A 22,487-nucleotide genomic window follows, 5' to 3' on the forward strand; every position below is an offset into this window, starting at 1 on the left:
AGGAGAAGTAAACATCATACAATATGATAATATCAAGGCGCTGCCCGGATACTGCGTTCGGGCACCTTAACAGATCAGCTCTTAAGTTTCGAATATTTTATACAATTATTGAGCAGTGCAAATATTGGCACGTAACCAAGTGTTTGAAGCAGGAAGCGCAGTAAGAGCAGTAAGAGCAAAAAGGGAGGAGGGCATTCCCGCCTTTTAAATTGTCTGATGATTGTTGGGCGGCTTGGAACCTGTTGTGCGGGCGGGGGAAGAAGTTATGCGCCGTCCCCGTGATAGGTGACGGTCGAACTGGCTGCGACGCGGGTATAATAGTTCTTATCGGGAATGTTGTTAGCATTCAGTGCGCAGACATAGCGTTCGCAGTCGCATATGAAATCTATGCGCTATAGTTCGCTACATGCCCGAATATCCCGGGAAACTTTGGAAATCAGCTGGCTTCTGACTTTGGTGCACGGCCAAAGATGCTGGCAAAGTCGGTTTTTCCGGGTTTTGGGCGTTGAAGCTGGAGCCGGTCGCGAATGGCATCAAGGTGGCGGGACATTTCAGCCGCGGCGATATCGGGATCACCGCTAAGAAGTGCGCTTAGCAACCGGTCATGTTCGGTATGTGAACAATCAACAGGCTGCGGACTTTCATACATCGCAATGATCAGCGAGCTTCGCAAAATCAGACGTTCAAGAAATTCTTCAATCACCAGATTGCCGGTCAGTCGGGCGAGTAGAAGGTGAAATTCACCTGAAAGAATGATCGCAGCGCGGTGATCGCCGTCATGATGGGCGGCATGTTCGCGATCAAGATGGTGTTTGATCTGTGCGGCGCGCGCATCGGTCATCGTGGTGGCGACTTTGCGTGCAACCCCGTCTTCGATCATGCGGCGCGCAGAAAAGACTTCGATGGCTTCATCAATGGTTGGTTCGGCAACAAAGGCGCCGCGATTGGGAACAAGATTGATCAGCTTGTCATGGGCCAATTGCAGGAACGTCGCACGAATGCGCGCACGGCTGACGCTAAATGTCTTGGCCAGATCTTCTTCGATCAGCTTCATGCCCGGTTCAAGCCGACGATCAAGGATCGCGCCGAGCATTTCCTGATAGATCATTTCCTCCGGGCGCAGCTTGCCGCTGCCTTTATAGCTGCCGGTTTCTTCGGCCTTGGCCATCGTGACGTTACTTTCCGTCGGTTCATATTTTTATGCGTGATGTATTTCTACAAAATTGTTGACGATTTAGACAATAAAAAAACGCGCTGAACTATATCCCCGCTTTCTATAAAATTGCATACATTCTAAACAATGAAACCAAAGTGCGTAAAATTTGTACAAAAGATGGGTAGAAAACAAGCAGAAAGCCCAATGTCTGCAAGGTCCCATTCCCGGACTCCCGCATAAAACAGCCAATAAAACAATTGGCATGCATTTTGCCTACGATCGACAACAGGATTGTTAACAATTTTGCATGCAGCGATGGGTGGACGGATGAAGGGCGACGGAGCCATAGAGTTAATTGCTGTCAGTAAGTTCTATGGCAGCACACAGGCGGTCAAATCGATTGACCTGCAAATTCCGGCCGGGGCGTATTGCTGTTTGATCGGCCCGTCGGGCTGCGGCAAGTCAACGACGCTTCGGATGATTGCCGGTCACGAAGTGATCAGCGAAGGCGATCTTTTGATCGGAAATCGCAATGTCACTGAATTGCCGCCGGTTAAACGCGGCACGGCAATGATGTTCCAGAATTACGCGCTTTTCCCCCATATGACCTGTGCGGAAAACGTCGCCTTTGGTCTGAAGATGCAAGGTGTCTCGCCGTCCGATCGTAAAGAGCGGGCCAAAGAGATGCTGGCACGGGTCCAGATGGAACAGTTTGCGGACCGTAAGCCCGATCAGCTTTCCGGCGGCCAACAACAGCGTATCGCACTGGCACGTTCATTGATCACGGAACCATCGGTTCTGTTGCTTGATGAACCGTTATCAGCACTTGATCCGTTTTTGCGGGCCCGGATGCGTGATGAGTTGCGCCGCCTGCAGCAGGAACTTGGCATTACGTTCGTTCATGTCACCCACGCCCAGGACGAGGCATTGGCCCTGTCGGACATGGTGGTGGTGATGGAAGACGGGATCATTCGCCAGAAAGGCAGCCCGCAGGAAATCTTCAATCAGCCCAAATCGCGGTTCATCGCCAATTTCATGGGCGGTCAAAACATTTTCAAAGGCACGGTTTCGCAATCCGGTCCCGCAGGCACCTTGCTTGCGCGTGGTCCAGATAGCTTTTTCCTGCCGGGCTTTGCAGACGGGAAAGCGGGTGAAGATATTGAATTCACCATTCGTACCGACCTTATCGGTCTGGATGAAATCGCCCCGGAAGAGACCAAAAACGGCCAAATCGCTGTTGAGATTACCACGGTCGAGTATCTCGGCCTGTGGGTAAGGATCGTCGCGAGCACAAGCGACGGCAAAGAAATAACCCTGATGAAGACCGAAAGCGAATTTCGGCAGGCGCCTGTAAGGCGACAGGACAAATTTATCGCCAACTGGAAACCGGAACACGCGCACGTTCTGGCGTAAATAATCAACCAAACCAAACAAACTATCAGGAGTGCTTCACATGACGATTGATATGAAAAAATCATCCAAGAATCTTCTTACCGATACCGGCGTATCGCGCCGCGGTTTTGTTAAAGGTGCAGCAGCCGTAACCGGTGCCGCCATCGGTTCAGGTGCCATTACCGGCTTTCCGACCATCTGGGCGCAGAACATCAAAAATGTGACGCTGCGCCAGTTCGGTACCGGTGTTTCAAACATCAACGCAGTTGCGGACAAGGTTAAAGAAGACCTTGGTTTTACCCTGCAGATGACCGCCCTTGATTCCGATGCGGTTGCACAGCGCGCAGTAACCCAGCCAAATTCGTTTGATATCGCCGATATCGAATACTGGATTTGTAAGAAGGTTTTCCCGGCCGGCACCATGCAGCCGATGGATACCACCAAGCTCAAAAACTATGAATACATCTCGAAGCTGTTCATTGACGGCAAACTGACCCCGGATTCCGAAATTGCCCAGGGCACCGCGCCGCATACGGTTGGTTTCGTTGAAAGTGCAGACAGCGTTGAATTTGCCACTTCTCCGACCCAGTGGATGACTTTGATCCCGACCATCTATAATGCAGATACCCTTGGTATCCGTCCGGATCTGATCGACCGCGACATCACCAGCTGGGCCGATCTTCTCGATCCGGCATTCAAAGGCAAAGCATCGATCCTGAACATTCCGTCGATCGGGATTATGGATGCGGCAATGGTCTGCGAAGCCATGGGCGAAGTTACCTATGGTGACAAAGGCAACATGACGCAGGAAGAAATCGACAAAACCATCGCGGTTATGATCGATGCCAAGAAAGCCGGTCAGTTCCGCGCATTCTGGAAAAGCTTCGATGAGTCGGTCAACCTGATGGCATCTGGCGAAGTTGTTATTCAGTCGATGTGGTCACCTGCTGTTGCTGCTGTTCGTTCCAAAGGCATTGCTTGTAAGTATCAGCCGCTTAAAGAAGGCTACCGCGCATGGGGCGGCGGCATTGGTCTGGCCAAGCATCTTTCGGGTCTCGAACTTGAAGCTGCTTATGAATATATCGACTGGTATCTGTCTGGCTGGGTTGGTGCATATCTTAACCGTCAGGGTTACTACAGTGCTGCACCGGCAACCGCGCAGAAATTCATGTCCGAAGACGAATGGGGCTTCTGGATGGAAGGCAAAGCGGCACAGGGCGACGTTCTTAGCCCGGATGGCAAGGTTATGGAAAAAGCCGGTGCGGTTCGCGATGGCGGTTCTTACGAAGCCCGTATGGGTTCGGTCGCATGCTGGAACTCTGTCATGGACGAGAACAAGCACATGATCCGCAAATGGAACGAATTCATCGCTGCATAATTTGGCGACAGACATTGTTCGGGCGCGGTTCATGCCGCGCCCGGCACCCCGATTAACTGATTTCAAATGCCAGACTTGATCATTTCTTATTTGACCATTTATTCCGGCAGGCATTCAGGGACAGACCATGGCTTCTGATACGTCCAAACGATCGTCTTATTTTCTGATCTCGCCGATGGCGGCGATCTTTGCGGTCTTTCTTGTCATTCCGTTGCTGACCATCGTTGTTGTCAGTTTCTGGGACTATGACGAATACCGGATTCTGCCAGATTTTATTTTTGAAAATTACAGCTATCTGCTTGGGTCTTCGGTGACCTGGAGCATTTATCTTAATACATTGAAATACGCGGCCCTGACATGGGTGTTTACCCTGTTGATCGGGTTCACCGTGGCCTATTTCCTCGCCTTCCATGTCCGCAGCCTGACATGGCAGATCGTGCTTTTCATGGTCTGTACCATCCCGTTCTGGACATCAAACATCATTCGCATGATTTCGTGGATTCCTTTTCTGGGGCGCAACGGGCTTTTGAATTCGGCGCTGATCAATCTCGGGATCGTCGATGAACCGCTGGAGTTCCTTTTGTTTTCCGATTTCGCAGTCGTGTTGGCAGATGTGCATCTCTATACGCTGTTCATGGTGGTGCCGATTTTCAATTCCATGATGCGCATTGATCGTTCCTTGATCGAAGCCGCCCGCGATGCCGGGGCCAGCGGGTTTGAAACGCTTAAATCCGTTATCGTGCCACTGTCCAAACCGGGTATTGCGATTGGATCGATCTTTGTCATTACGGTTGTGATGGGTGATTTCATCACGGTGCGTTTGATGAGTGGCGGTCAAAGTGCGTCGGTCGGGTTGCAGATTTCCAACGAAATCGGGCTTTTGCAATATCCTGCGGCGGCAGCCAGTGCGGTGGTGCTGTTGATCACGGTACTTTTGATCGTGACCGGGCTTTTGCGCCTTGTTGATATCCGAAAGGAGCTGTGATCATGGCCCGGAGCATCCCGAAAACACGTGAACGGCGCCCATTGAGTTTCTATATCCTGGCGGCCTTCTTTACCCTGTTTGTCCTGTTCTTGTACGGGCCGATGCTGACGATCTTTATCCTGTCCTTTCAGGGTGAAAATGGCGGCCTGACCTTCCCGATGAACGGGTTTTCGTTCCATTGGTTTGGCAATCTGTTTGAACGTCAGGCGGTGGGTGATTTTGGCGGGTCCTTTACCAGATCGATCAAGCTTGGCCTGATTGTCATGATGGTGACGGTCGTTGTGTCCTTTATGGCCGGTCTGGCTTTCCGCCGCCGGTTCAAGGGGGACAGCGTGATCTTTTATCTGGCGATTGCCAGCCTGATCGTGCCGTCGATCCTGATTTCGCTCGGGATTGGTTTGCTGTTCAACATCATCGAATGGCAGCCACAATGGTTCACATCCGCCCTTGGTGCACATCTGACATGGACCTTCCCGTTCGGGCTTTTGATCATGTTTGCCGTGTTTAACCGGTTTGATCCGTCCTTCGAGGAAGCAGCCCGCGATTTGGGGGCCAGCAACTGGCAAACCATTCAATATGTTGTCTTGCCGATGGTCGGGCCAAGCTTGATCGGGGTTGCGATGTTCTCATTCACCCTGTCTTACGATGAATTTGCCCGTACCTTGATGACAGCGGGATCGCTCAATACCTTGCCGCTTGAGATTTATGGCATGACAACAAATGTCACCACGCCGGTTCTTTATGCGCTGGGGACAGTGACCACCGGGTTCTCGTTTATTGTGATTGGCATTGCCCTTGGATCGGTATTGCTTTTGCGCCGTCGTAAGGGGGCGAAAGCATGAGCAAGATCGCGGTGATCAATCCCAATATGTCGGCGGGATTTACCAAAAAGGTCGGTGATCAGGCCAAAAAGATTGTCGCAGCAGATACCGATGTCATCGCCCTTAATCCGAAATTTGGCCCAGATAGCATCGAAGGTTATTACGACGAAGCATTTGCCAGTGTCGGGCTGTTATCGGTCATTCGTGAACTTGAAGCTACACCTGCGCAACTTACCGATCCGATCGGTGGGTATGTTGTTGCCTGCTTTGACGATACCGGGGTCGATGCTGCGCGGTGTTTAAGTTCTGCCCCGGTTTTGGGTCTGTGCGAAGCGGCCCTTCGCATGGCAGCAGCCGTTTCATCGCGCTTTGCCATTGTCACCCCGATGGCGGTTTCCGTCCGTCCGCTTGAACATCTGGTGGGGAAATACGGGGCAGCGTCGCAGTGCGTGGTGCGCTCAGCCGGGGTTCGGACGCTTGATTTTGAAGGGGCGAATGCCGGCGCGGCCTATGCTGCGTTGAAAAACCAGGCGGAGGCCTGCCTTTTGAATGATCGAGCCGAAGCAATTGTTCTGGGCTGTGCCGGCATGACCGACATTGCCGACAGATTGCGTGATGAACTTTGTGTGCCGGTCATTGACGGGGTGAGTGCCGCGGTCAAAATGATTGAAGCGATGGCAATGCTGGGCCTTCGCACCAGTAAGGCCGGGGCCTATGCCAGCCCGCCAATGAAGGCCTATCACGGGATGTTTGCCGGGTTCGCACCATCGGTCTAAACCATCAGAATTACACCGCCTTTTAGGGGCGACATAAAACGGGCCGGGGAAACCTTGGCCCGTTTTTCATGGGATCAGGTCAGGCTTGTTTAAGGGCCTGTTCGACCTGTGCCAGATGGCGGCGCATGGCATCTTCGGCGCGTTTGGGGTCGCGCTGTTCGATAGCATCGACAATGTCGCGGTGCTGCGCACTTAGATCATGGATCAGGCTGCCGGAATGGCTGCTTTCGCGCATGCGGGCCCATGCCGCATCACGGCGCACGGCATTGACGGCTTCAAACACGGCCAGAAACAGGGTGTTTTTAACCGATTCGGCAAGTTTCTGGTGAAAGGCAGCGTCCCATTTTTCATATTCGCCCTGTGTGGTGGCAAGGGCAGCGTTTTCGACCATGCTCCGCATGGTATCGATGTCGCCTTGGGATGCGCGGAGCGCTGCAAAACGCGCCATCGAAGGTTCGATTTCCTGACGCACTTCCATGATTTCAAACGGGCTGGTTTTGGTGGCAATGCCTTCAAGTTTGCGCAGGCGCGGGGTTGGCGGGGTGCCGACAAAGGTGCCTTGCCCCTGACGGCGCCAGATAAGACCATCTGCTTCAAGCAGATCAAGCGCCTTGCGCAGCGCGCGGCGGCCAACGTCAAGTTCCTCGGCAAGGTGGCGTTCGGCAATTACGCGGCCGTCTTTGACAAACGCACCGTTGGCAAAACCGGATTTAAGCTTTTCAGCCAGCCCTTGGGTCGCAAAGTCATTCATGGTCTTTATTCTTTTTTATGGCGTTCCCTGTAGCCGAACCAATCCGCACCCTTATTTTTATGGCGCTCATTCCCAGAGGACTGGTTCGGACCGAAGATCATAGTGATCTGATATCAGCTAAGCAGATCATAGAACATCCGCAAAGATGTAATGGCAAGAAACAGACCAAAACACATGCGAAGCGCACGGCGCGGGATCGAATGGGCAATGCGCGCACCAATTGGCGCACATAGAACCGTCATCGGGATCAGCAGGGCCGCTGCCAGCACATTGACATAGCCGATTGAAAACGGTGGCCTGCCATCAACACCGATACCGGACATGGCATAACCAATCGTGCCGGGAAGGGCGATGATCAAACCAATGGCCGCGGCCGTTCCAACCGCACGGCGGATGTCATAACCCAGGAAGTTTAGAACCGGCACGCATATGGTACCACCGCCAATCCCCATCATGGCCGACAGGCTTCCGGCGATGATGCCAAGGATGGCCCAGACAGATTTCGGTGGGTTCTTGGCCGCGTCGGTTTCGCGGTCCTTGACCAGGATCATGTTTGCCGCAACCAGAAGGGCGACAACGGCAAAGACGATGGTCAAAACACGGCCATCGGCAAGGCCGCCGATGGTGGTGCCAATGATCACACCGACAACAATCGCCGGGCCCCAGTGTTTCAAAAGGGCGATATCGACCGACCCTTTTTTATAGTGGCTGCGTGTTGATGAAATGGCGGTGGCGATGATTGTGGTCAGCGAGGTCGCGACAGCAACCTGCATGCGCAAGGATTCGTCGACCCCCATGGTGGTCAAAAAATGATACAGCACCGGGACAATGACGATCCCGCCGCCGACCCCCAGAAGCCCGGCCATGATTCCGCCCACGACGCCTGCGAACAGCATGGCGGCGCCCCAAATCAGATAGAGGCTCATGGTGCCTTCAATTTCAATCATCGCAAACCAATCCAAACCAATTTTTACGGTTATATCTTATTCGTACTAACGCCAGAATACGCTCCTTGGCAACGAATTTACGCAATAAAACGCAAAATATCGCCAAAAATTTGCTGTTCTGCGTTTTTAGGCTTGCGGATACAATATTCAGATGACAACAATATGACGACAAAATGTAGGAACCAAATTGATATTGGTTTCAATTGATTCAGAAGATTATATCAGGAGGCACTGACATGTTCCGCAAGATTGCTGTTGCCGCTGGTCTGATGGCTGCTGCCATTGCAGGCCCGGCCCAGGCACAGGACTATCCGACAAAGCCGATCGAATTCATCGTCCCTTGGGGCCCGGGTGGCGGCAGTGATACGCTGATGCGCCTTGTTGCACAGGGTCTTGCCGAAGAAACCGGCAAAGCCGTTCCCGTGATCAACATGCCCGGCGTTGGCGGCAATGTCGGTTTGGCTGAATTCGCCAAGCGCCCGGCGGATGGCTATACCATTTCCCAGATCCATGAAGGTCTTCTGATCTCGAACGGTACCGGTATTACCGATCTGAACTGGGACAGCTTCATGCCGATCGCTTTGGTGACCTCGTCGCCGCAATATCTGACCCTTTCAAAGAACGACAATTTCTCGAACTTTGAAGAAATGGTTGCCTATGCCAAAGAACATCCGGGTGCAGTTCGCGCCGGTGTAACGCTTGCAGGTGTTCCGCATTTGCACATGGCGATGATTGAAGACGCGTTTGGAATCGAGTTTTCCTATGTCGGGTATGAAGGTACCGGTCAGCGTATCCGTGCGCTGGTAGGTGGGAACATTGACGTTGCGATTGGCGATGTTTCGTCAGCCGGTCAGTTTGTTGAAAATGGCGATCTGATCTTTGCTGCTGTTGGCATGCCAGAGCGCACCGAAGAAGCACCGGACGTCCGTACCTTCAAGGAACTTGGTCATGATCTTGATCTGGCCGTGACCCGTGGTGTGGTTCTTCCAAAAGGCACCCCGCAGGATGTTGCCGATGCGCTTGAAGCGTATCTGGAAAAAGTCATGCAGCACGAAGATGTTCGCGCCAAAATCGAAAATGTTGGTTCGGCACCGGTCTTCCTTGGTCAGGACGCATACAAAGCCTATCTCGGCAAACTGTCCGACACTGTTAACCGTCTGGTTGGCAAGCTCGCAGGATGACGAACGGGGCTGAGAAATCAGCAGCAGCGGGTGCATTGGCATCCGCTGCTTCTCGTGCAAGAACAGAATTCGCGCGGCTGGTTTCATACATCGTTTTCGGTCTTGGATCGGTTTATCTGTCCGTTCGGGCAGGGGAATTGCCAACGTCGCGTTGGGAGCCACTTGGTGCGGGGTCTTTTCCGCAGCTTGTCTTTGGCGTTCTGGCAGTGCTGTGTCTGATTTCGGCGGTTCGTGCAGTTGTCGATATCCGCAAAGCCGGTCAGCTTGACGGCCTTGGCGAAGCGCTGTGCGGTTGGATCAAAACCCGCCGGATCTCGTTTGCGCTGTTTGGTCTTCTGGTGATTTATCTTGGCGTCTTACCCTATGCCGGGTTCTCGCTTGCGACCTTTGTTTTTCTGCTGATCACCCAGCTTATGATCGCAGGCATTTCGAAAAAGACCGTTATTCAGTCTCTGATCGCCGCCCTGATTTTCTCGGTTGGCTTGAATCTGCTGTTTGCCGAGGTCTTTAACGTGTTTCTTCCGCGCGGCATTTTGTTCGCGGGCTAATAGAAGTTTACGATCATGTTGGATGCATTTCTTGCCGGTGCCCATCAGGTTTTCGCATTTGATACCCTGATTTACATGCTGATCGGTTCCGTTGCCGGGATCGTTGCTGCGGCCATTCCCGGTTTTACCGTGACCATGGCGATTATCCTGACCTTGCCGCTGACCTTTACCATGGACCCGCTGCAGGGTGTTTCGGTGATGCTGTCAGTTTATGTCGGTGGATATACCGGTGGTCTGATCAGTGCGGCGTTGCTTGGTATTCCCGGAACGCCAAGTTCGGTTGCGACCACCTTTGATGCCTATCCGATGGCGCGTGGAGGTGAACCGGGACGCGCACTTTCGCTTGGTGTGTGGTCGTCGTTCTTCGGGACGGTCATTTCGACCATCATTCTGATTGTTGCGGCCCCGCCATTGGCGCTGATCGCGGTCAAGCTTGGTCCGTGGGAATATTTCTCGCTGATCGTGTTTGCCCTGACGATTGTTGCAAGCCTTGTCGGGAATTCATTGATGCGCGGCCTGATCGCGGGTGTGATTGGCCTTGGTCTGGCGACCATTGGCCCGGACCCGATGATGGGACGCCCGCGCCTGACCTTTGAATCAGACATTCTGATGCCCGGCCTTCCGTTCCTGATTGTTCTGATCGGTATTTTCGCCATCAGCCAGTTGATGGGCGAAGTCGAAGATGACGGCAAAGCCGAAAACAAAGGGGCGCTGATCCCTGATGTGATCGAATTTAAGACCTGGTCGGTGATGCGCGAAGTTCTGATGCATCCGGTTAATCTGGTGCGGTCATCACTGATTGGCGTATTTATCGGTGCCCTTCCCGGTGCGGGTGGCTCGATTGCCAACTTGCTGGCCTATGATCAGGCCAAACGCAGTTCAAAAACGCCCGAAGAATTTGGCAAAGGTACGCCGGATGGCGTAATTGCATCGGAGGCCGGCAACTCTGCCACGGCGGGTGGCGGTTTGATCCCGATGATTGCCCTGGGTATTCCCGGGTCGGCAGTTGATGCGATCTTGATGGCGGCCCTGATGGTGCATGGCATTTCGGTTGGCCCGCGCCTGATTATGGATCATCCTGATCTGGCATATGGCATGTTTGTCGCCATGGTCGTGGCATCCTTGATGATGCTGGTGGTGTGTGTGCTGTCCATGCGGTTGTTCCTGCGCGTGACCGACATTCCCAAACAGTTCATTATCCCCACCGTGATGATTTGCTGTGTGATTGGTGCCTTTGCCTTAAATAACCGTGTCACGGACCTGTATCTTTTGGGCGCGATTGGTTTGGTTGGTTATGGGTTGAAATCCCTTGATTATCCGTTGGCACCCTTGGTGCTCGGTGTGATTTTGGGTCCGATTGCCGAAACCAATTTGCGGCGCGCGCTGATGAGTGACGGGGACTGGACAGTGTTCTTTACCCGACCGATTTCAGCTGTATTGCTGGCAGCAGCCTTGCTGTCGGTAGTCTTTAGCGTCCGCTCGGTTCTGAAAATGCGAAAAAAAGACCGTCCTGCCACCGATGAACAAGACGGCGATTAGGAGACTCCAATGAAACTTCGTCACGATGGGCTTTATGCCTCACGCCGGTCACCGGTGTTGGCGCGCAACATGGTTTCGACATCCCAGCCGCTTGCGGCACAGGCGGGTTTGCGCATGTTGCTTGCGGGCGGTAATGCTGCTGATGCGGCACTGGCATCTGCCATTGCGCTGACCGTGGTTGAACCAACCGGCAACGGGCTTGGCTCGGACGCCTATGCGATTATTTGGGATGGCAAGGAACTGCATGGCTTGAACGCATCCGGTCGTGCCCCGGCGGCGTGGACACCGGAACGGTTTGCCGGTGCCGAAAAGATGCCCCAGCGTGGTTGGGAATCTGTAACGGTTCCCGGTGCGGTTTCGGCCTGGCGCGAAATTTCTGACAAGTTCGGTAAACTTCCGTTCGAGAAGCTGTTTGAACCGGCTGTTGAATATGCATCACGCGGTTTTGCCGTTTCCCCGATCATTGCCACCCTTTGGGAAAAGGGCGGCGATATTTTGGGCAAGCAGCCGGGCTTTGCCGAGGCCTTCCTGCCCGGTGGCAAGGCGCCAAAGGCCGGTGAATTGTTCGTCAATAAAGCTGCTGCCGAAAGCCTGATCGATATTGCCGAAACCAAGGGTGAGAGCTTCTATCGCGGTCGACTTGCGACCAAGATTGCGGGTTTTGCTGCGGAAAATGGCGCGGTGCTGTCCGAAGACGACCTCGCCAATCACAAAGCTGACTGGGTTGGCACCATTTCGCAAAGCTTTGGCAAGGTGAAGCTGCATGAAATTCCGCCAAACGGGCAGGGTATTTCAGCCCTGATCGCCCTTGGCATTTTGCGTCATACCAACATCATCGATTACAGCCCTGATTCGGTCGAAGCCCTTCATCTTGAGATCGAAGCGATGAAACTGGCCTTTGCCGATATGCGGGCCTATGTCGCCGATCTTGATCACATGACCGATGTGACGGTCGAACACCTTCTGTCTGACGATTATCTTAAATCCCGCGCAGCCCTGATCGATACCAACAAGGCGCAGGATTTCAAAGCCGGTGCGCCAAAACATGGTGGCACGGTTTATGTCAGCGCAGCCGATGAAAACGGCATGATGGTGTCGTTTATTCAGTCGAACTATATGGGCTTCGGGTCCGGCGTTGTGGTGCCGGGTACGTCGATCAGCCTTCAGAACCGTGGTCATGGCTTTAGCCTGAAACCGGGGCATCCGAACCTTGTTGCGGGGGGTAAACGTCCGTTCCAGACGATCATTCCGGCCTTTTTGATGAGCAATACCGGCAATCCGATCATGAGTTTTGGTGTCATGGGGGGCCCGATGCAGTCACAGGGTCATTTGCAAATGACATTGCGGACCCAGCTTTGGGGACAGGACCCGCAAACGGCAGTTGATGCACCGCGCTGGCAGGCTCTTTCGGGGTTGAATGTTGCGGTTGAGGCATCTCTTGGTGCGGATGTGATTGAGGGTCTGAACGCCAAAGGTCACGCCATTGCAGTTGAAACACCAGACAGCACCAATTTCGGGTTTGGTGGCGCACAGCTTATTGCCAAGACGGATGCCGGTTATGTTGCCGGGTCTGATCCACGTAAAGACGGTTGTGCCGTTGGCTACTGATTAATTCCGGCTTTTCAGACTTTTCAGATCGGCATCGCAGTCATCTGAAATACGGGGTCGGTCCAGAAATGGACCGGCCCTTTTTCGTGTTTGATCGGTGGGCCGAGTCACAGGTTAGGACGCCTTGTGATTTCTGGATTCTGTCAAGATAGAAGTTTGCGCATTTCAGTGGGATAGCCCATGCAAAAATGTCGCTTCGTCACGTGCATATCCGGGTATAGATCAGGTAGTTGTGGCGGGTCATGAGATCAGGTTTTGCGGATTCTTTCCCTGATGACGACACATTCCTGCCCTGTTTTTTGTGCACAAGCACACTCAACAATTTAGAAAAATCCAACGGTTGGTGGCGCACAAAAGTATGACGCAACTTCTTCAACAGCGCCCTGCGCTGATCTCAAGGCATGCTCTTCTGGTTGCGTTTGCAGCCGGAACCTTTCTGCTTGGAACGGCTTTGCCGCTTCGCGCACAGGACGCACAGAATGCTGGCCCTGATATTCAGGCCGCTGGTACAGAAGCCTCGTCAGAGGCATCCGTACCCGATGTCGCGCCCGCACCATCTGTTTTGCCCAATGATCCGTCTGCACAGGAAACTCCGACAGAAGTTCCATCAGAAGTGCCGGAAGAAGTAACAGGCAATCAGGCCGAGACGCCAGATGACGTTGCACCTGATCAGGGTGTCGTGCCGATAAGTGATGAAGCGGCGGCAAAGGATGCACAGAAACCAGTGGTTACTGTGCCGGTTGTGTTTGATCCGGCGATGGTCGTTGATCGCGCACGGATGCTTGCGCAACAGCCCTTTGAAGATCCGCATCGCGAATTACCCGATGCCTTGGCCAATCTGAGCACAGAGGAATATGAGCAGATCCGCTTTAAATCACAGCGGGCCTTCTTTAATCCGGCCAATTCCGGTTTCTCGCTTGAGCTGTTTCATCCGGGCAATATGTATGATGTGCCCGTTGCGATCAATTTGGTGCGCAATGGGGAAATACAGGTCATTCCTTATTCCGCTGGTCTGTTTGATTTCGCCAATGCGGGCCTGTCGGCCAATGATTTCTCGGCACAGGGCTATAGCGGGTTTCGGTTGCGCTATCCGTTGTCGAATGTTGACGCCAATGACGAGTTGACCCGTTTTCTGGGTGCTTCTTATTTCCGGCTTCAGGGCGAAGGCCAGTCTATCGGGCAGATGGCCCGTGGGCTTGCGCTTGATCTTGCCGGACCAACCGGTGAAGAAGTCCCGGTTTTCCGTGAATTCTGGATCGTCGAGCCGAAAAAGGGTGATCGCAAGATTACGGTTTATGCCCTGCTTGATAGTGCGCGCGTGACCGGGGCCTATAGATTTGACATTACGCCGGGTGCGCAAAGCCGGGCCGATGTTCGATCCAATCTTTTTTTCCGCGATGGTGTGGATAAAATTGGTTTGGCGCCGTTAAACGGCATGTTCCTGTTTGGTGAGCAGCGCCGACGGTCGTTTAACGATTATCGCAGCGAAGTTCATTCAAGTGACGGGCTGTTGATCAATAACGGCCGTGGTGAATGGCTGTGGCGTCCGCTTGATAACCCGATCAATTTACAGATGAGCTCGTTCCTCGATGAAAACCCGCGCGGGTTTGGTCTTTTGCAGCGCGATCGTAATTTTGACCATTATCAGGATCTGGATCGTCGGTTTGATCAGCAACCCGGTTATTGGGTGACCCCCAAAGGCGATTGGGGCAAAGGCCATGTTGAATTGGTCGAAATCCCGAGCCCGTCTGAAACCAATGACAATATCGTTGCCTATTGGGTGCCTGAAACCAAACCGGTTGCCGGTGGCGAGATGCAGGTTGACTACAGCATCACAGCAACCCGCGATGGTGCAGGTCTGCATGGGTTGGCGCAGGCAACAGATACGCGCATGGTGCGGATTGCCCCGCAAGAGGATGAAGATCAGACCAGTACGCGGTTTGTTCTGAACTTTGCCGGCGGGGATCTGGATTATTTCATCAAGAATATTGATGAAATCAAAGCCGATATCAGCGCATCAGAAGGCAGCGTTGAAAATATTCGCATCATGGCCGACCCGGAAAATGGCGGCGTGCGGGTGATGTTTGATCTGGTGCGTAACAGCGATGCCGCGTCGAGCAATCTGCGGGTGTTTCTTTTGTATGATCGACAGGTCTTGAGCGAGACATGGACGATGCCGTGGGTGTTCTGACTTCCGCGTATTTTGTGATGCCGACCGTTTCGTTGATCCACGCATATTCAGGTAGAGCCGTATGAGCCAGTTGTCTGATCCCAAGACCGAAAAGATGTCTGACCCCATATCTGAAAGCGATATGGGCGGCACAGCCTATGACCCGACCGTCAAATTGTACGGGCCGGGCGTCGGGAAGCGGCGGTTTTTCCTGTTTGGCGCATCGATTGCCGCGACCGCCTATGCGGCGTGGTTGATGGCCGATGTTTTGGGTGCGGATCAGTTGACCACCATGGAAATGGTGGTGGTGGCGTTCTTTACCATCAACTTTGCCTGGATTTCGCTTTCGTTCTTTACCGGTATTGTCGGCTTGGTCCTGCGGGGGTTGAAGCGTGATGCAATCACGCTAAAACGTCTTAAACCGATTGCACGCAAAGGATCGTTACGATCAAAGAACGTTGTCGTTATTCCGGTTTATAACGAAAGCCCGGACCGTGTTTTTGCCGGGCTTCGGGCAAGTTATGAAAGCCTTGTCAAAACCGGCGAGATTGATGCGTTTGATTTCTTTGTCCTGTCAGATACCCGTGATCCGGACATCTGGATTGCCGAGGAAATGGCATGGGCGAAGGCTTGTGCGGACTTGAATGCGCGTGGCAAAATCTTTTTCCGCCGACGTTCCGAAAACACTGAACGCAAATCGGGCAATCTTAAAGAATTCTGCGAGACCTATGCGGCCAATTATGAACATATGATCGTTTTTGATGCCGATAGTGTCATGTCGGGCGAGGCCATGGTCAATATGGCCTATCTGATGGAAAACAATCCCGATGCCGGGATCATCCAAAGCCCGCCGCAGCCAACCGGCCGTCAGACCCTGTTTGCCCGTATCTTGCAGTTTATTTCGCGCGTGCATGGTCCGACCATGTCGGCCGGCCTGTCATTCTGGTGCATGGGCAGTTCAAACTATTGGGGCCATAACGCAATCATTCGGGTTAAAGCGTTTATCGAGTGCTGTGGTCTGCCGGTTTTGTCGGGCAAGCCGCCACTGGGCGGACATATCCTCAGCCATGATTTCGTCGAGGCCGCCTTTATGCGTAAGGCGGGTTGGCGGTGCTGGCTGATCCCGCAACTTGAAGGCAGTTGGGAAGAACTTCCGCCCAATCTGATTGATTTTGCCATTCGTGATCGCCGTTGGTGTCAGGGCAATATGCAACATGGGCGCCTGATGGTGGCCCACGGGTTCAAACCGCTGAGCCGCCTGCATTTCTTTATGGGGGTGATGAGCTTTGTATCCTCGCCGCTTTGGCTGTTGCTGTTGCTCAGCTCGACAATTGCGACATTGCAGAACACTCAGCTGACCCACAGCTTCTTTCCGGGGCATTTCACCATGTTCCCGCAATGGCCGGTGGATCGGTCGTTCGAGATGCTTGTCCTTCTGATCTTTACCATCGGGATGTTGGTGCTGCCCAAAATCATCTCGATCCTGATGGTGTGTCTTGGCCGGGACCGCAAGCAGTATGGCGGGGTCATGGTTCTGATGAGTGGTCTGCTTGAAACGCTGTATTCCGCGTTGCAGGCACCGATCATGATGATGTTGCATTCGCAATTCGTTTTCTCTGTTCTGACCGGCAATCAGGTGGGTTGGGATGCGCAGGAACGCGATGATGCGGGTGTTCCGCTGAAGGCAGCGTTTAAAACCCATCGGACGATCATTGTGATTGGTCTGGTCTGGGGGGCGGTGGCGATCTTTGTCGATACAGCGTTTTTCTGGTGGTTGTCGCCGATTTTGGCGGGCTTGGTTCTGTCGCCGTGGCTTACCCATTATTCCAGTAGCCTTGCAGTTGGCAAGGCTGCGCGCCGGATGAAGCTGTTTGTCACGCCAGAAGAATATGACAGCCCCGAAGAATTGCGGGCCTTGGCACAGTTCACCGCAGAGGCCGGTGAAGGCAATGTCAAAGACGGTTTGATGCGCCTGATTGAAGACCCCTATGCCAATGCGTTGCATTCGGCGTTGCTTCCGGCGCGCAAACCCGATGCCCGGACCGCGATTGAGATCGGCATCATTTACGAAAAGCTTGCGCGTCTTGGTATTGAAAGCCTGACACGCGATGAAAAACTTCTGATTTTGTCATGGCCGGTCAAGCCGCTTGATCAGATCATGGCGGGTCGGGACATTCATCCGCCGGAAAATCCAACAAAACCATCGTAACTATTTGTTTTAAAACCATCTGGTGCGCCACAAAAACGCCCAGATTTGAGCAAATTATCCCGCGCTTTATCGGTGATTCTACTTCTTAACGAGACGTTAATCACCCATGATCGTTTACTGCCCGGAGGGCCGAATAGATGACTGATATGACCGTCGCAACACAGGGATTTTCCTATGCTGCTTTTGAGTCGGCTGCGATGACCCGCCTTATCGAAGATACGGCGCGTGCGTGGCTTCGGTCGTTTGGTGTGCGCAACGCTGTGGCCAATCAGCGTCTGGTCAATGGTTTGCGCGATGCGCTTGCCCAAGACAGCTTCGCGGCGAATGATCGTGCAAACATGCAAGATATCCTCGATCAGGCGGCACATGATGCGATTGCCGCATGGCTTGTCAAAGTAACCGGTCAGCATGATTGTTATGGGTCAGCGTCGTTTTCGATGCTGCGCTGTGCGTTCCTGTCGGCCAACCGCGACGGGATCTGGTCGGAGATTTTCCTTGATGCCGAACAAGATCATCGTGATTTGGCAATGGCGCTTTCGGTTCAGATGATGCTGCCGACACCAAGCCTGAAAGCTTGTGAAATGCCGCGCCAGTCCCTGGATCGCCGGGCTTCGTAACCAACAAGCAGACCTTCGTTCTACGCTTTTTCGTCTTACCCTCAACGTTAATATGCTTTGCGAAGGCAGGCACCGCCATAGATGTTTGGCGGTGTCTTTATTTTTGTCTGGCGTCTTATCCGGGCCGAATTTCTGCAAAAAAGAACCCGCCACAAAGGGCGGGTTGAGTTCAGCGGGCGAGAGAACCTGATTAAAACCATCATGGTTAAATCAGGCCCCTACAAGACGCCGAAGCACACACTTCTCCGGCGTCAAACGAATATGTCCTGACCCTAGGCTGCCTGGTGAAAGCGGCTGAGTTTTTCCAAAAGCTTGGCAACCTGCGGATCGTTTTTGCCGTTGCGATCAAGCTCAAGGAAGAAATCTGGATAAGGCGGTTTGCCCGGTGTCAGATTGTAAGGTTCAAAACCAGTCACACCGATGGCCTCAAGGACGCATTCATCGGTAAAGAAACCGCCGGTAATATCGCGCGCTGGTGCGGTCAGGATCGCATGCGCGGCATCGGCCAGAATATCGGGGGTGCGGGCACGTCCCTGTTCCAGTCCGGGGATCATTTTAAGGGCGGCAGTTTCAATCACGGTGACCGGCCAAAGCGAGTTAACCGCAACACCTTCATCGGCGAATTCCGCCGCCAGACCCAGTGTTACCAAGCTCATGCCGTATTTCGAAATGGTATAGGCGGTGTGATTGGCAAACCATTGCGCCGACAGATTGGGCGGGGGCGACATGGTCAGGATATGCGGATTGTCTGATTTCAAAAGATGCGGCAAACAGGCCTGCGCACAGGCAAAGCTTGCCCGTGTATTGACCTGATGCATCAGATCAAACCGCTTCATCGGTGTTTGCAATGTCGGTGTCAGATTGATCGCACTGGCATTGTTGATCAGGATATCAATGCCTCCGAACGTCTCGACGGTTTTGGCAACCGCCTCGGCGATCTGGTCTTCTTCGCGGATGTCGGTTTTTAGGGCCAAGCCTTTGCCGCCGGCTTCATTAATCTCGGCAACCGCGCTGTGGATCGTGCCGGGCAATTTCGGGTGCGGTTCATCGGTTTTGGCGATCACGGCGACATTTGCCCCGTCACGGGCCGCACGCAGGGCGATTTCCTTGCCAATTCCGCGCGATGCGCCGGTGATGAACAATGTTTTGCCAGCAAGACTAGTCATGGATGTATTTCCCTGAATTCTTTTTATGATTTGCCAAATTGGGGGCTGCGTTTTTCAACAAAGGCAGTGACACCTTCGCGGAAATCATCGCTGAGCGAACATTCGGCGAATGATTTGGCCTCTGCGGCAAGTTGATCACTCAGCGTTGCCTCGGGCGCTGCATTCAGCAATGCCTTGGTCCGGGCGATGGCAGAACGAGGACCCGATGCCAGACGGGTGGCATATTTCGCGGTGGCCGATGGCAATTGATCGGCCGGGACGACCTTATTGATCAAACCACAGTCATAAGCTTCTTCAGCACTAAACCGATCCCCAAGAAGGGCAATCTCTTTGGCCTTTTTCATGCCGACCAATCGGGTCAGCGAATGGGTTGATCCGCCATCGGGGGATGTGCCGATATGGATATAGGCCAGCGTGAAAACCGTTTCTTCGGCAGCAACCGCAAGGTCACAGGCATTCATCAGACTAATACCAAACCCGGCAACCGCACCGTCAAGCTTTGCCACGGTCGGACAGGGCAGGGCGGTGATGCGGATGATGATGTCATGAACGCGGTTGATCATGGTTTCGATCAATGGGCGGGCTTCGGAAGCAGGGGATTGCGCCATCTGATAGAAGAATTTCACATCGCCACCGGCCATAAAGGTACCGCCCGATCCTTCGATGATGACCGCACCGATATTGGCACTGTCATCTTCGATTTGATCAAGTGCGTCAGACAGACCGGCAATCATGGACTGATCAAGCGCGTTCATTCTGTCCGGTCGATTAAGCGTGATCGTCGCGATCTGATCGGTGATTGATAGCAAGACGGCGTCATTCGATGCCATTTGGTTCCTCCCGCGGGGGGTTACCCGGTTTTTTAGGTCGCAAGACGTGCTTCGATGGCACTTTCCATATCGGGCCATCCCGACAGCCAGTCCGGCATCGAAGGGGATGCTTCATCCGCCCCGACCAGACGACAGACTTCATCAGGGGCGACAATGCCATTTGGGCCGACAAACACGGCCTTTACGACACCAAGGGCCAAGGTTTTGCCGCCTGAGACAAAGCGTTGTTCAAGATAAAACCCCTTGTCGTCCCAATAGAGTGCCTGTGTTTCCAGTACAAAGGACTGAAACGGCTTGATCGCGCGTTTAAACCGCATGGTCGATCCCGAAACCACGGGTTGCCATTTGCGTTTAAACATCTGTTTGGCGATGCCATTGCGCATGATCAATTCAGTACGTCCCAAATCCATCAGGGCGAAATAGCGCGAATTGGTCATATGCACATTGATGTCCAGATCCAGTGGCCAGGCCCGGAAACGCAAGCTTGATGGATCCAGCGGATGCAGGCCGGGCCGCAACATCGACAGGATCACGACACGGATCAGTCGGAAAATCAGGTTCACGACGTTTCCCCGTGCGATGATGCCGATTGGCGATGTTTGCGGCCCGATACCATGATCAGAACAGCTCCTCGTCCAGCGCCATCATGGTCGAAGAACCCGCCATGATCTGACTGAACATGGCGCCCGATTGCGGCAAGACCCGTTCCATATAGAATTTGGCCGTGATCAGCTTGCCCTTATAGAACCCGTCCGCATCGTCGTCCTTTTTGGCAAGGGCGATTTCAGCGGTGCGTGCCCACATGAACCCAACCGCAACCAAGCCAAACAAACGCAGGAATTCGGTCGCGGCGGCACCGGCCTCATTCGGGTTTTTCATGCCACGTTGGGCCAGTTCACCCGTGGCCTGTTGCAGGCGCATAAACGCCTTGGCCAGTGGTTGGACATAGTCGCCAAGCTCACCATTGGAGACATTGGCTTCGATATATTCCTGAACCGGATGGAAGAACCGGCGCAGATAACGACCGGCCTTGGTCGGCATTTTACGCCCGACAAGGTCAAGAGCCTGAATGCCGTTCGTGCCTTCGTAAATCTGGGCAATACGGGCATCGCGAACATATTGTTCCATGCCCCATTCACGGATATAGCCGTGCCCGCCAAAGACCTGCACACCAAGATTGGTGTTATCAAAGCCCCAATCGGTGAACAGCGCCTTGACGATGGGTGTCATCAGTTGAACAAATTCGTCGGCTTCTTCGCGTTTGACCGGGTCTTGGTGATGTTTGGCGGTATCAAGGGCGCGTGCGACCCACATGCCCATGGCACGGCAGCCTTCATTGGTGGCCTTTGCGGTCAAAAGCATGCGCCGGACATCGGGATGGACAATGATCGAGTCAGCAGGTTTGTCTGGCGATTTTGCACCCGTAAGCGCACGACCCTGCAAGCGGTCCTTGGCATAGGCGCGTGCGCCCTGATAGGCGGCTTCACCAAGACCAAGACCCTGAATGCCAACCGACAGGCGTTCCTGGTTCATCATGGTGAACATTGCGGGCATGCCCTGATGGGGTTCACCCACCAGATAGCCAACGGCACCGTCAAAGTTCATGACGCAGGTGGCCGATGCCTTGATCCCCATTTTATGTTCGATGGACCCACATTTCACCTCATTGCGTTCGCCAAGCGATCCGTCGTCACCGACCATGAATTTCGGGACAAGGAACAACGAAATCCCTTTGGTGCCCTTGGGCGCATCGGGCAGTTTTGCCAGAACCAGATGGATGATGTTTTCGGTCAGATCATGTTCACCGGCCGAGATGAAAATCTTCGTCCCGGTGACGGAATACGACCCATCGGACAGCGGTTCTGCCTTGGTTTTGATAATGCCAAGATCGGTTCCGCAATGTGGTTCGGTCAGGCACATGGTCGCGGCCCAGGTTCCTTCGACGATCTTGGGAAGGAATTTGTCCTTGAGGGCATCCGATGCATGGCCGTGAAGGGCGGCATAGGCACCAAAAGACAGGCCGGGATACATGCCAAAGGACAGGTTGGTCGAACAAATCATTTCTTCGACCAGGGCATTGATGGATTTAGGGGCGCCCTGACCACCATAGGTCGGATCACACGCAATTCCGACCCAGCCGCCTTCAGCAAAGGATTGATAGGCTTCTTTGAAACCTTTGGGGGTTGTGACAACCCCGTCATCCCAGTGACAGCCTTCCTCATCCCCGGATCGGTTGATCGGGAACAGGATTTCTTCACAAAGCTTGGCGGCTTCTTCCAGAACCGCGTCAACTACGTCGGGGGTGAAATCTTCGCAACCGGGCATCTGATTGATATCGTTGTAATCAAACAGCTCGGTCAGGACGAAGCGCATATCGCGCAAGGGTGCTTTATATTCAGCCATTTTCTGTTTC

The 22,487-nt window shown here is 53.5% G+C and carries 19 protein-coding genes; 12 read left to right on the forward strand and 7 right to left on the reverse strand.

Translation table 11 applies throughout. From position 1 onward, the window contains the following. Positions 1–436: 436 nt before the first annotated feature. A complete protein-coding gene (locus RIC05_RS05775) occupies positions 437–1,168 on the reverse strand; it encodes a GntR family transcriptional regulator (RefSeq protein WP_350044970.1) in 732 nt (243 codons plus the stop codon). Positions 1,169–1,483: 315 nt separating this feature from the next. Between RIC05_RS05775 and RIC05_RS05780 the strand changes: the two genes are divergently transcribed. From RIC05_RS05780 to RIC05_RS05800, 5 genes are all read left to right on the forward strand, one after another. Beyond that, complete coding sequence (locus tag RIC05_RS05780; RefSeq protein WP_350044969.1) at positions 1,484–2,569, forward strand: ABC transporter ATP-binding protein; 1,086 nt, start codon at positions 1,484–1,486, stop codon at positions 2,567–2,569. A gap of 40 nt (positions 2,570–2,609) precedes the next feature. Continuing rightward, positions 2,610–3,926, forward strand: coding sequence for an ABC transporter substrate-binding protein (locus RIC05_RS05785; protein ID WP_350044968.1), 1,317 nt, complete (start codon positions 2,610–2,612; stop codon positions 3,924–3,926). Positions 3,927–4,053: 127 nt separating this feature from the next. After that, entirely contained in the window at positions 4,054–4,911 is an 858-nt protein-coding gene (locus RIC05_RS05790; protein ID WP_350044967.1) for an ABC transporter permease, read from the forward strand. Between the two features lie 2 nt (positions 4,912–4,913). Continuing rightward, positions 4,914–5,753 carry an ABC transporter permease gene (locus RIC05_RS05795; protein ID WP_350044966.1) on the forward strand — a complete coding sequence of 280 codons (840 nt, stop codon included), beginning with the start codon at positions 4,914–4,916 and terminating at the stop codon, positions 5,751–5,753. Further along, a complete protein-coding gene (locus tag RIC05_RS05800) occupies positions 5,750–6,508 on the forward strand; it encodes an aspartate/glutamate racemase family protein (protein WP_350044965.1) in 759 nt (252 codons plus the stop codon). Before RIC05_RS05795 ends, RIC05_RS05800 begins: the two co-directional genes overlap by 4 nt. 79 nt (positions 6,509–6,587) lie before the next feature. Here RIC05_RS05800 and RIC05_RS05805 read toward each other — a convergent pair whose 3' ends face one another. Next, entirely contained in the window at positions 6,588–7,259 is a 672-nt protein-coding gene (locus tag RIC05_RS05805) for a FadR/GntR family transcriptional regulator (protein ID WP_350041194.1), read from the reverse strand. 113 nt (positions 7,260–7,372) lie between these two features. After that, on the reverse strand, positions 7,373–8,206 hold the full coding sequence (locus RIC05_RS05810) for a sulfite exporter TauE/SafE family protein (RefSeq protein ID WP_350044964.1): 834 nt from the start codon (positions 8,204–8,206) through the stop codon (positions 7,373–7,375). A gap of 236 nt (positions 8,207–8,442) precedes the next feature. On the opposite strand from RIC05_RS05810, the gene RIC05_RS05815 reads away from it, so the two are divergent. From RIC05_RS05815 to RIC05_RS05845, 7 genes are all read left to right on the forward strand, one after another. Continuing rightward, positions 8,443–9,387 (forward strand): tripartite tricarboxylate transporter substrate binding protein, encoded by a 945-nt coding sequence (locus RIC05_RS05815; protein ID WP_350044963.1) that lies wholly within the window; start codon positions 8,443–8,445, stop codon positions 9,385–9,387. Further along, a complete protein-coding gene (locus tag RIC05_RS05820; RefSeq protein ID WP_350044962.1) occupies positions 9,384–9,935 on the forward strand; it encodes a tripartite tricarboxylate transporter TctB family protein in 552 nt (183 codons plus the stop codon). Before RIC05_RS05815 ends, RIC05_RS05820 begins: the two co-directional genes overlap by 4 nt. Before the next feature lie 15 nt (positions 9,936–9,950). Beyond that, on the forward strand, positions 9,951–11,474 hold the full coding sequence (locus RIC05_RS05825; RefSeq protein ID WP_350044961.1) for a tripartite tricarboxylate transporter permease: 1,524 nt from the start codon (positions 9,951–9,953) through the stop codon (positions 11,472–11,474). A 9-nt stretch (positions 11,475–11,483) separates the two neighbouring features. After that, positions 11,484–13,082, forward strand: a complete 1,599-nt coding sequence (locus RIC05_RS05830; protein WP_350044960.1) for a gamma-glutamyltransferase family protein — start codon at positions 11,484–11,486, stop codon at positions 13,080–13,082. A 358-nt stretch (positions 13,083–13,440) separates the two neighbouring features. Further along, complete coding sequence (locus RIC05_RS05835; RefSeq protein ID WP_350044959.1) at positions 13,441–15,273, forward strand: OpgD/OpgG family glucan biosynthesis protein; 1,833 nt, start codon at positions 13,441–13,443, stop codon at positions 15,271–15,273. A 61-nt stretch (positions 15,274–15,334) separates the two neighbouring features. Beyond that, complete coding sequence (gene mdoH, locus RIC05_RS05840; RefSeq protein ID WP_350044958.1) at positions 15,335–17,461, forward strand: glucans biosynthesis glucosyltransferase MdoH; 2,127 nt, start codon at positions 15,335–15,337, stop codon at positions 17,459–17,461. Positions 17,462–17,598: 137 nt separating this feature from the next. After that, positions 17,599–18,078, forward strand: coding sequence for a hypothetical protein (locus RIC05_RS05845; RefSeq protein ID WP_350044957.1), 480 nt, complete (start codon positions 17,599–17,601; stop codon positions 18,076–18,078). Between the two features lie 272 nt (positions 18,079–18,350). Here the strand turns inward: RIC05_RS05845 and RIC05_RS05850 are convergent, their stop codons facing one another. Genes RIC05_RS05850 through RIC05_RS05865 form a run of 4 tightly spaced genes read right to left on the reverse strand, consistent with a single transcriptional unit; the run spans position 18,351 to position 22,477 of the window. Beyond that, positions 18,351–19,244: an SDR family oxidoreductase gene (locus RIC05_RS05850; protein WP_350044956.1), complete on the reverse strand. Its 894-nt coding sequence runs from the start codon at positions 19,242–19,244 to the stop codon at positions 18,351–18,353. 23 nt (positions 19,245–19,267) lie between these two features. Beyond that, positions 19,268–20,074: an enoyl-CoA hydratase/isomerase family protein gene (locus RIC05_RS05855; RefSeq protein ID WP_350044955.1), complete on the reverse strand. Its 807-nt coding sequence runs from the start codon at positions 20,072–20,074 to the stop codon at positions 19,268–19,270. Positions 20,075–20,106: 32 nt separating this feature from the next. Next, positions 20,107–20,637, reverse strand: coding sequence for an acyl-CoA thioesterase (locus tag RIC05_RS05860; RefSeq protein WP_350044954.1), 531 nt, complete (start codon positions 20,635–20,637; stop codon positions 20,107–20,109). 55 nt (positions 20,638–20,692) lie between these two features. Beyond that, positions 20,693–22,477 carry an acyl-CoA dehydrogenase C-terminal domain-containing protein gene (locus RIC05_RS05865; RefSeq protein WP_350044953.1) on the reverse strand — a complete coding sequence of 595 codons (1,785 nt, stop codon included), beginning with the start codon at positions 22,475–22,477 and terminating at the stop codon, positions 20,693–20,695. Positions 22,478–22,487 lie beyond the last annotated feature (10 nt).

Origin of the sequence: Thalassospira sp., from assembly GCF_040218635.1 — a bacterium.
In the GTDB taxonomy this organism is placed as follows: Bacteria; Pseudomonadota; Alphaproteobacteria; order Rhodospirillales; family Thalassospiraceae; genus Thalassospira.